Origin of the sequence: Streptomyces sp. NPDC059874, from assembly GCF_042731135.1 — a bacterium.
Classification (GTDB): domain Bacteria; phylum Actinomycetota; class Actinomycetes; order Streptomycetales; family Streptomycetaceae; genus Streptomyces.
The window spans coordinates 1-10392 of the sequence record NZ_JBHWJY010000147.1; the positions used below are offsets into that span (position 1 = coordinate 1).

Below are 10392 nucleotides of genomic sequence, written 5' to 3' on the forward strand. Positions count from 1 at the left end.
GCCTCAAACGCCGGCGAGGCTGGATTTCCCCGCCGGCGTTTGAGGCGCGGGCGCGGAGCGCCGTAGGGGTGGGGGCGGAGCCCCAGCTGGGGGCTCCGCGCAGCGGCGCCCAGCACCGCGGCGCCGTCAGAACAGCAGCGGCAGCGTCGCCGGCAGCGCCGCCGAGCAGGCGACTTCGACCGCGCCGACCAGCGGCGCACGCAGCCCCCGGCCCGGGAGGGCGACGGCGCGGGCCAGGTACGCCGCGAAGGGGATCGCCAGCCAGGGCGAGAGGCAGGCCGCCGCCGCCAGGGCCGCCGCGTGGTAGGTCACCGAACCGACCCGGTACGCCCGGGAGTTGCGCTCCCTGATCATCGTCTTCACGTACGGGACCGTCCCCGCGAAGTACAGGAGGCAGGCCGCCGCGGGAGGCCAGGACCCCGCCGGCCCGAGGCCGCCCAGCCGGGCCGCCACCAGCAGCATCCCGCACGCCGGGACCACCGCCGCGAGCCCGTTGACCAGGGCCCGCTCCCGCCCCCGCCAGGCGTAGTACGTGTTGACCAGGACGAAGGGGGAAGCGGCCGCCGCGGCCGCCGTCAGCCACGGGTGGAGCGCCGCCACCGGGAGGGCCGCCGCCGCGAAGGCCGCCCCGAAGACCAGCGCCGGCCGCCCGTGCCGCCGTGCCGAGCGCAGGCCGCGCGCGTGCAGCCGTAGCCACTGCTGCCCGTGGAAGATGGCGACGTATCCGAGCAGCCAGGCCGCGAACAGCAACGCGTGCGCCCACCCCGGCCGGGGGGCGAGCAGCGTGCCCGCGAGGAACGGCACCGTCAGCATCGCCCATGCTCCGTGCTGGTCCGGGAGCCAGGTGTGCCCCGATCTTTTCGTCAACGCACTCGCCACCAGTAATTGGAATTTCATCGCGCGATTTACCTCCACCGCAGCGGAGTTGGACGCGATCCAGCCTCGCACCCACTCGGCCCGCGAAATACCGGAAAGAGGTCATGCCCGTACGGGACCTTTGTCACCGGATTCGGCTATTCCGTGGGCGTAGCGTCGATACGCACCATTGATTTCGGCCTGGAGGGTCGCTTTGCAGAAGCGTCAGGACGCCGCGGATCCACTCGTCAGGGCGGGGAGTTTCTTCACCCGCGCCGAGGTCTCCGAGGACCTGCGCACCGTCCATCACACGGGCGGGCGCGCGGCAGAGGCCTTCTACCGGGACCGGTGGAGCCACGACAAGGTCGTGTACTCGACCCACGGCGTGAACTGCACCGGTTCGTGCCGCTGGAAGGTGTACGTCAAGGACGGGATCATCACCTGGGAGACCCAGGCCACCGACTACCCGTCCGTCGGCCCCGACCGCCCCGAGTACGAGCCCCGCGGCTGCCCCCGCGGCGCCTCCTTCTCCTGGTACTCGTACTCCCCCACCCGGGTCCGCCACCCCCTCGTCCGCGGCGCCCTGCTGGCCATGTACCGCGAGGCCCGGCAGCGCCTCGGCGATCCCGTGGAGGCCTGGGCCGACATCCAGGGCGATGCCGAGCGCCGCCGCGCCTACCAACAGGCCCGCGGCAAGGGCGGTCTGGTGCGGGCGAGCTGGGAGGAGGCGACGGAGATCGTCGCCGCCGCGCACGTGCACACCATCAAGGAGCACGGCCCGGACCGCGTCGCCGGCTTCTCGCCGATCCCCGCGATGTCGATGGCCTCGCACGCGGCCGGCGCCCGCTTCCACTCCCTCATCGGCGCGCCGATGCTGAGTTTCTACGACTGGTACGCCGACCTGCCCGTGGCCTCCCCGCAGGTGTTCGGCGACCAGACCGACGTCCCCGAGTCGGGCGACTGGTGGGACGCGGCGTACCTGATGATGTGGGGCTCGAACGTCCCGGTCACGCGTACGCCCGACGCGCACTGGATGGCGGAGGCGCGCTACCGCGGGCAGAAGGTCGTGACCGTCTCCCCGGATTTCGCGGACAACACCAAGTTCGCCGACGAATGGATGCATCCGCACCCCGGAACGGACGGTGCGCTGGCCCTGGCGATGGGCCATGTCATCCTCAAGGAGTTCTTCGTCGAGAAGGAGACGCCCTTCTTCACCGATTACGTGCGGCAGTACACGGACCTTCCCTTTCTCGTATCGCTCAAGGAGACGGAACAGGGGCTGGTGCCGGGTAAGTTCGTCACCGCCGCCGACCTCGGGAAGGAAACGGAGAACGCGGACTGGAAGACCGTCCTCATCGACGACGTGACCGGTGAGCCGGTCGTCCCGAACGGCACGCTCGGGCACCGCTGGGGCAAGAACGAGACCCCCGAGTGGAATCTGGACCTCGGCGGGATCGTCCCCCGGCTGACGCTCCTCGGAGAGAGCGGCACCGCGGAGATCTCGCTGCCGCGCTTCGAGGACGACGAGCGCGGCGGTACCGTCCGCCGCGGAGTCCCCGTCCGCCGGCTCGGCGGCCGGCTCGTCACCACCGTGTTCGACCTGATGCTGGCCCAGTACGGAGTCGGCCGCGCGGGCCTGCCCGGTGAGTGGCCCACCGGTTACGAGGACGCCTCCCAGCCCGGCACCCCCGGCTGGCAGGAGTCCCTGACCTCGGTGCCGGCGGCCCAGGCCGCGCGCGTGGCGCGGGAGTTCGCGCGGACCGCCGAGCGGTCGGGGGGCCGCTGCATGATCCTGATGGGCGCGGGCACGAACCACTGGTTCCACTCCGAGACCATCTACCGCTCCTTCCTCGCCCTCCTCACCCTCACCGGCTGCCAGGGCCGCAACGGCGGCGGCTGGGGCCACTACGTCGGCCAGGAGAAGTGCCGCCCGGTCACCGGCTGGGCCACGCTCGCCGCCGCCTCCGACTGGTCGCGCCCGCCCCGCCAGATGATCGGCGCGGCCTGGTTCTACCTGCACACCGACCAGTGGCGTTACGACACGCTGCCCGCCGAGGCGCTGGCCTCCCCGCTGGGCACGGGCGCCTTCGAGGGCATGACGGGCTCCGACTGCCTGGCGGCGAGCGCCCGGATGGGCTGGATGCCGTCCTACCCGACCTTCGACCGCAATCCGCTGGAGCTGGGGGAGGCTCCCGACGCCATCGCGGAAGCGGTTCGCCGGCTCAAGGACGGCACGCTCGGCTTCGCCGGCGAGGATCCCGACGCGCCGCGCAACTGGCCGCGCGTGCTGAACGTATGGCGGGCGAACCTCCTCGGCTCCAGCTCCAAGGGGAACGAGTACTTCCTCAAGCACCTCCTCGGCACGCACTCCAACCTCCCCGAGGACGGCCCGCGCTGCGCGCCGAAGGACGTCACGTACCGGGAGGAGGACGTCGAGGGGAAGCTGGACCTCCTCATGAGCATGGACTTCCGGATGACGTCCACGACGCTCCTGTCCGACGTGGTCCTCCCGGCGGCCACCTGGTACGAGAAGCACGACCTGTCCTCCACGGACATGCACCCCTTCCTGCACGCCTTCACCCCGGCCGTGGACCCGCCCTGGCAGGCCCGCTCCGACTACGACGCCTTCCGCGGCCTGGCCGAGCGCTTCGGCGAGCTGGCGCGCGTCCACCTGGGCGTGCGCAAGGACCTGGTGGCGACGGCCCTCCAGCACGACACCCCGGGCGGCGAGATGGCGCAGCCGGGCGGGGTGGCCCTCGACTGGTCGAAGGGCGAGTGCGAGCCCGTACCGGGCCGGACGATGTACAACCTGGCCGTGGTGACGCGCGACTACGGGGCGGTCGGCGAGAAGTTCGCCGCGCTCGGCCCGCTGGTGGACGAGCTGGGCGTGACCACCAAGGCGATCACCTTCGACGTGGCCGAGGAGGTCGCGTACCTCGGTGAGAAGAACGGCCTGGTCAGGGGCGGGGTCGCCGACGGCCGCCCGCGGCTGGACACGGCGCGGCGGGCCTGCGAGGCGATCCTCTCCCTGTCCGGCACATCGAACGGCCGCCTCGCGACGCAGGGCTTCGAGACCCTGGAGAAGAAGGTCGGCACCCACATGGCGCACCTGGCCGCCGAGGCCGAGGGCAAGCGGATCACCTTCGCCGACACCCAGGCCCGCCCGGTCCCGGTGATCACCTCGCCGGAGTGGTCGGGCTCGGAGTCCGGCGGGCGCCGCTACACGGCCTTCACCGTCAACACCGAGCACCTCAAGCCCTGGCACACCCTCACCGGCCGCCAGCACTTCTTCATCGACCACGACTGGCTGCACGAGCTCGGGGAGTCGCTCCCCGTCTACAAGCCGCCGCTCAACATGCACACGCTGTACGGGGAGCCGGAGCTCGGCGTCGTCGACGAGAAGGCCAAGTCGGTGGCCGTCCGCTACCTGACCCCGCACAACAAGTGGGCGATCCACAGCCAGTACCAGGACAACCTCTACATGATGACGCTGGGCCGCGGCGGTCAGACTGTGTGGATGTCCCCGCAGGACGCCGAGGCGATCGGGGTCGCCGACAACGACTGGATCGAGGCGGTCAACCGCAACGGCGTGATCACCGCCCGCGCGATCGTCTCCCACAAGATGCCGCCCGGCACGGTCTACATGAACCACGCGCAGGAGCGGACCGTCGGCGTCCCCAAGACGGAGAAGACGGGCCGCCGCGGCGGCATCCACAACTCGCTGACCCGGGTGATGCTCAAGCCCACCCACCTCATCGGCGGCTACGCCCAGCTGACCTGGGCCTTCAACTACCTCGGCCCGACCGGCAACCAGCGCGACGAGGTGACGGTCATCCGCCGCCGCGACCAGAAGGTGGAGTACTAGATGAAGGTCATGGCGCAGGTCGCGATGGTCATGAACCTCGACAAGTGCATCGGCTGCCACACCTGTTCGGTCACCTGCAAGCAGGCGTGGACCAACCGGCAGGGCACCGAGTACGTCTGGTTCAACAACGTCGAGACCCTCCCCGGCCAGGGTTACCCGCGCCGCTGGGAGGACCAGGAGAAGTGGAAGGGCGGCTGGGAGCGCACCCGTTCCGGCAAACTGCGGCTGCGGGCGGGCGGCCGGCTCAAGAAGCTCGGCACGATCTTCGCCAACCCCGACCTCCCTGAGATCGACGACTACTACCAGCCCTGGACCTACGAGTACAAGAACCTCACCGAGGCCCCGGCGGGCGACGACATGCCCACCGCCCGCCCCGTCTCGCAGGTCACCGGCGAGCCCATCGACAAGATCGAGTGGGGCCCGAACTGGGACGACAACCTCGGCGGCGCCCCCGCCCACGCGCCCGAGGACCCGATCGTGGAGAAGATCCGCGACGAGGTGGGCGAGAAGATCCGCTTCGAGTTCGAGCAGAGCTTCATGTTCTACCTCCCCCGGGTCTGCGAACACTGCCTGAACCCGGCCTGCGTCTCCTCGTGCCCCTCCGGCGCGATGTACAAGCGGGAGGAGGACGGCATCGTCCTGGTCGACCAGGACCAGTGCCGCGGTTGGCGCATGTGCGTGACCGGATGCCCGTACAAGAAGGTGTACTTCAACCACCGGACCGGCAAGGCCGAGAAGTGCACGTTCTGCTTCCCGCGCATCGAGGTCGGCATGCCGACCGTCTGCTCCGAGACCTGCGTCGGGCGGATGCGCTACCTCGGCGTGATGCTCTACGACGCCGACAAGGTCGCCGAGGCCGCCGCCGTGGAGGACGAGCACGACCTCTATCCGTCCCAGCTGGAGTGCTTCCTCGACCCGAACGACCCGGCCGTGATCGCCGCCGCGCGGCGGGCCGGGCTCACCCGGGAGTGGATCGAGGCGGCGCGGAACTCCCCCGTCTACGACCTGATCGCCACCTACCAGGTCGCCCTCCCCCTGCACCCGGAGTACCGGACCATGCCCATGGTCTGGTACGTGCCCCCGCTCTCCCCCGTGGTCGAGGCGGTCGCCGCCACCGGCAGCGACGGCGAGGACGCGGGCAACCTCTTCGGGGCCATCGACGCCCTGCGCATCCCCGTCGAGTACCTCGCGGCGATCCTCACGGCCGGTGACACGTACGCCGTCGAGGCGGTGCTGCGCCGGATGGCGGCGATGCGCGCGTACATGCGGCGGGTCAACCTCGGCGAGGAGAAGGACGAGTCGATCGCCTCCGCCGTCGGCCTGACCGGCGTCGAGATGGAGGACATGTTCCGCCTCCTCGCGATCGCCAAGCCGGAGGACCGCTTCGTGATCCCGACGGCGGCCCGCGCCGACGCGGACGCCCTCGCCGAGTCCCATCCGTTGGACGCCGCATGCCCGGTCGGCGAGCAGGCGGGCAAGCCCCGCGTGATGCTCAACCTCAGCCCCACGAGGAGGACTTCATGACCCCCGACGCCCTGGTCCGCCTGGTCGCGGGCTGCGCCCTGCAGTACCCCGGCGACCACTTCCACGACGAGCTCCCCCGGCTCCGCGCGGCCCTCGCCGGGGCGCCCGCCGAACCGGCTGCTCTGCTCGGCTCCTTCCTCGACCACACCGAGTCCCTGGGCCCGATCGAGCTGTGCGCCGAGTACACCTCCACGTTCGACACCCGGGGGCGCCGCTGCCTCTACCTCACGTGGTGGGTGGACGGCGACACGCGCCGCCGCGGGCTGTCCCTGGTGCGGTTGAAGCGGATCTACCGGGACTTCGGGCTGGAGTTCACCGGCGAGGAGCTGCCCGACTTCCTGCCCGTGGCCCTGGAGTTCGCGGCGCTTCGCGAGGAAGCCGGCACCGAGCTGCTCCAGGAGCACCGGGCCGGGCTGGAGCTGCTGCGGCTCGCGCTCACCGAGTCCGGGTCCCCGTACGCGCGGGTGCTGGAGGCGGTCTGCGCGACGCTGCCCGGTCCCTCCCCCGAGACGAAGGCCGAGGCGAAGGCGCTCGCGAGGAACGGACCGCCGCAGGAGCTGGTGGGCGCGGGATCGCCCCTCGAACCGTTCGGGCCCGGCATCGACATGCCGGCCGACCTCCCCTGGCCCACCCTCGCGGAAAGGCGGACGGCCTGATGGACCTCCTCCTGTGGGGCGTGCTCCCGTACGTCTCGGTCGCCCTGCTGATCGCGGGCACGGTCTGGCGGGCCCGGTTCGACAAGTTCGGCTGGACCACCCACTCCACGCAGCTGCACGAGTCGCGGCTGCTGCGCATCGGCTCTCCGCTCTTCCACTTCGGCATGCTCTTCGTGGTGCTGGGCCACGTCGTGGGCCTGCTGATCCCGATGAGCTGGACCGACGCGGTCGGCCTCAGCGATCACGCGTACCACCTGCTGGCCGTCTCCACCGGCGCGGTCGCGGGCGTGGCGGCCGCCGTCGGGATCGGCATCCTCGTCCACCGGCGCTTCAAGGTGCCCGCCGTGCGCCGGGCGACGCTGAAGAGCGACCACCTGATGTACGCCTTCCTGCTCGGTGCGATGATCCTCGGTCTGACGGCGACGATCCTCAACTCCACAGGGCAGACCGGTGGTTACAACTACCGCGAAGGCATCTCGGTCTGGTTCCGCAGCCTGTTCACCCTCACCCCGGACTACCACCTGATGGCGGGCGCCCCGCTCGCCTTCAAGCTGCACATCCTGTTCGGGTTCACCCTGTTCGCGCTGATCCCGTACTCGCGGCTGGTGCACATGTTCTCGGCGCCGCTGAAGTACCTGTTCCGGCCGTACGTGGTCTACCGCCGGCGCGATCCGAAGCAACTGGCCGACCGGGCGCCGAAGCGGGGCTGGGAGCGTGTTTCGTGAGGCCGGCCACGGTCGTGCGGCGGCCCCGGCACGCCGTCTCCGAGCGGCCGTTCATCGTCATCTGGGAGGCCACCCGGGCCTGCCCGCTGGCCTGTCTGCACTGCAGGGCCGAGGCGCAGACCGCCCGCCATCCCGAGGAGCTGGACGGCGCCGACGCCCGCCGCGTGATGGACCGGATCGCCGACTTCGGCAGGCCGAGCCCCCTCTTCGTGATCACCGGCGGGGACCCGTTCCAGCGCGCCGACCTCACCGACCTGATCGCGTACGGCACCTCGCTGGGCCTGCGCGTCGCCGTCTCCCCCTCCGGCACGCCGGCCCTCACGCGGGCCAATCTCGTCGCGGTCCGCGACGCGGGCGCGGTGGCGCTGTCACTCTCCCTGGACGGCTCGACGGCGGATCGGCACGACTCCTTCCGTGGCGTATCCGGGGTGTACGACCGGACGCTGGACGGCTGGCGGGCGGCGCGCGAACTCGGCCTCAAGGTGCAGGTCAACACCACGGTCACGCGCGACAGCCTGGAGGACCTGGCCGACATCGCGGCGCTCGTGAAGCGCGAGGGCGCGATGTTGTGGTCGGGCTTCGTGCTGGTCCCCACGGGCCGCGGGGAGCAGTTGGACCCGCTCACCCCCGCCGAGATCGAGGACGTACTGCACTTCCTCCACGACTGCGGTTCGATCATGGCCACCAAGACCACCGAGGGGCACCACTTCCGCCGGGTCGCGCTCCAGCGCGCCGCCCTCGAAGCGCGCGGGGAGCGGCCGGAACTCGGCCCGTTGTACCGGCGGTTGACGGCCCGCGCGGTAGAGCTGGGCCTCTTCGAGGGGGAGCGGCGGGCGGTGCGCCGTCCGCCGATGGACGTCTCCTCGGGGCGCGGCTTCGTCTTCATCTCGCACACGGGCGAGGTGCACCCGTCCGGCTTCCTCCCCGTCTCGGCGGGCAACGTCAAGGACCGCCCGCTGACGGAGATCTACCGGGAGTCGGAGCTGTTCGAGCGGCTGCGGGACCCGTCGCTGCTGCGCGGGAAGTGCGGGGCGTGCGAGTACAAGACGGTGTGCGGTGGTTCGCGCTCGCGGGCGTACGGCTTCACGCGTGACGTGCTGGAAGCGGACCCGTACTGCGCGTACGAGCCCGGCAGCTTCCCCCACCCGGACGATGTCCGGGCTCTGGCCGAAAGCACGAGGCGCCACCCACCGGAACCGGCATAAGTTTCATGCGGGAACATATCAGTCGTGTCGGTCGCGGGAGAAGACAATGCGTTCAGTGATCGTCATCGGTGGCGGAATCAGCGGTCTGGCCGCGGCGTGGCAGCTGCGCGGCCAGGCCGATGTGACCGTACTGGAGAGCCACGGCAAGGTCGGCGGCAAGCTCCGCACCGGCACCATCGCCGGAATCACCGTCGACGAGGGCGCGGAATCCCTGATGGCCCTGCGGCCGGAGGCGGTGGAACTGGCCGCCGCCGTGGGACTCGGCGAAGCCCTGTGCGACCCGTCGAAGGCGCCGACCACCATCTGGACGAACGGCGCGCTGCGGCCGCTCCCGGCCGGGCACGTCATGGGCGTACCGACCGACCCCGCCGCTCTGATCGGCACCGGCCTGCTGTCGCCCCGGGGCGTCGCGCGGGTGGCCGAGGAGGAGGGCCTCCCGGCGGCTCCGCTGACCGAGGACTGCTCGGTCACCGACTACCTGGCGGGGCGGTTCGGCCAAGAGGCGGTGGACCGGCTCGTCGAACCGCTGCTCGGCGGGGTCTACGCCGGCCGCGCCGAACGGCTCTCGCTGCGCGCGGCCATGCCGAGGATCGCGGCGCTCGCGCGACAGGGCGGCCCGCTGCTGCCGGCGCTGCGGCGGATGAAGGCGGCGGGCGCGCCGCGGTCGGCGCCGGTGGCCGTCCAGGGCGTGGTCGGCGGCACCGGACGGTTCCCGCAGGCGGTCGCCGACGCGTGCGGAGCCCGCATCCTCACCGGTACGACGGCGCGCTCGCTGCAGCGGCTGCCGGGTGACCGGTGGCGGGTCCGGGCCATGACCGGTGACGGGGTCCTCACGATGGAGGCGGACGCGGTCATCCTGGCCCTCCCGGCCTTCGCCGCGGCGGAACTGCTGCGCCCGCACTCCCCGCTGGCCGAGGCCGAGCTGTCGGCCATCCCGCACGCCTCGACCGCCGTGATCACGATGGCGTTCTCCCGCGCCCGGGCCCATTTCCTCCCGGAGGGCAACGGCTTCCTGGTCCCGCCGGTGGACGGGCACACCCTGAAGGCGGCGTCCTTCCTCTCCAACAAGTGGCCGTGGCTGGCCGCGGCCGCCCCGGACACGTTCGTCCTGCGCGCCTCCATCGGCCGGATCGGCGAGGACGACCTCCTCGCCCGCCCGGACCGCCACCTGATCCGCGCCGCGATCACCGAACTCCACCACGCGGTGGGCCCGATGGGCGAACCCCTCGCGGCCCGGGTGACCCGCTGGGACCGCGGCCTCCCCCAGTACGGCATCGGCCACCACGCCCGCGTCGCCCGCATCCGCGAGGCAGCCTCGAAGCTCCCGGGCCTCGCGCTGTGCGGAGCCGCGTACGAGGGCGTGGGCGTGGCCGCCTGCGTGGCCACGGGCCGCACCGCCGCCACCACCTTGGCCGCCTGACCCGGCCCTGCGGCCTCTGCGGGGCCGCGCCGCTCCGACCCTGCCGGGGCGAAATCCAGCCCCTCCGGCGTTTGAGGAGCGGGTCCGGGCGGAGCCCGGTGCCCGGCGGAGCCGGGTTCCTGGGGCTCCGCCCCAGACCTGT

Annotated in this window: 7 protein-coding genes; 6 read left to right on the forward strand and 1 reads right to left on the reverse strand. The window is 71.8% G+C overall.

Features of this window, described 5'->3' with window-relative positions; translation table 11 throughout:
* Positions 1-126: 126 nt before the first annotated feature.
* Complete coding sequence (locus tag ACFV9H_RS40435) at positions 127-897, reverse strand: YwiC-like family protein (protein WP_385408829.1); 771 nt, start codon at positions 895-897, stop codon at positions 127-129.
* Positions 898-1069: 172 nt separating this feature from the next.
* Between ACFV9H_RS40435 and ACFV9H_RS40440 the strand changes: the two genes are divergently transcribed.
* Genes ACFV9H_RS40440 through hemG form a run of 6 tightly spaced genes read left to right on the forward strand, consistent with a single transcriptional unit; the run spans position 1070 to position 10250 of the window.
* Entirely contained in the window at positions 1070-4720 is a 3651-nt protein-coding gene (locus ACFV9H_RS40440) for a nitrate reductase subunit alpha (RefSeq protein ID WP_385408831.1), read from the forward strand.
* On the forward strand, positions 4721-6244 hold the full coding sequence (gene narH / locus ACFV9H_RS40445) for a nitrate reductase subunit beta (protein WP_385408833.1): 1524 nt from the start codon (positions 4721-4723) through the stop codon (positions 6242-6244).
* Positions 6241-6900: a nitrate reductase molybdenum cofactor assembly chaperone gene (gene narJ / locus ACFV9H_RS40450; RefSeq protein WP_385408835.1), complete on the forward strand. Its 660-nt coding sequence runs from the start codon at positions 6241-6243 to the stop codon at positions 6898-6900. Before narH ends, narJ begins: the two co-directional genes overlap by 4 nt.
* Positions 6900-7625, forward strand: a complete 726-nt coding sequence (gene narI, locus ACFV9H_RS40455) for a respiratory nitrate reductase subunit gamma (protein WP_385408837.1) — start codon at positions 6900-6902, stop codon at positions 7623-7625. Before narJ ends, narI begins: the two co-directional genes overlap by 1 nt.
* A complete protein-coding gene (locus ACFV9H_RS40460; protein ID WP_385408839.1) occupies positions 7622-8830 on the forward strand; it encodes a TIGR04053 family radical SAM/SPASM domain-containing protein in 1209 nt (402 codons plus the stop codon). The genes narI and ACFV9H_RS40460 overlap by 4 nt, the downstream gene beginning before the upstream one ends.
* Before the next feature lie 46 nt (positions 8831-8876).
* Complete coding sequence (gene hemG, locus ACFV9H_RS40465; RefSeq protein WP_385408841.1) at positions 8877-10250, forward strand: protoporphyrinogen oxidase; 1374 nt, start codon at positions 8877-8879, stop codon at positions 10248-10250.
* Positions 10251-10392 lie beyond the last annotated feature (142 nt).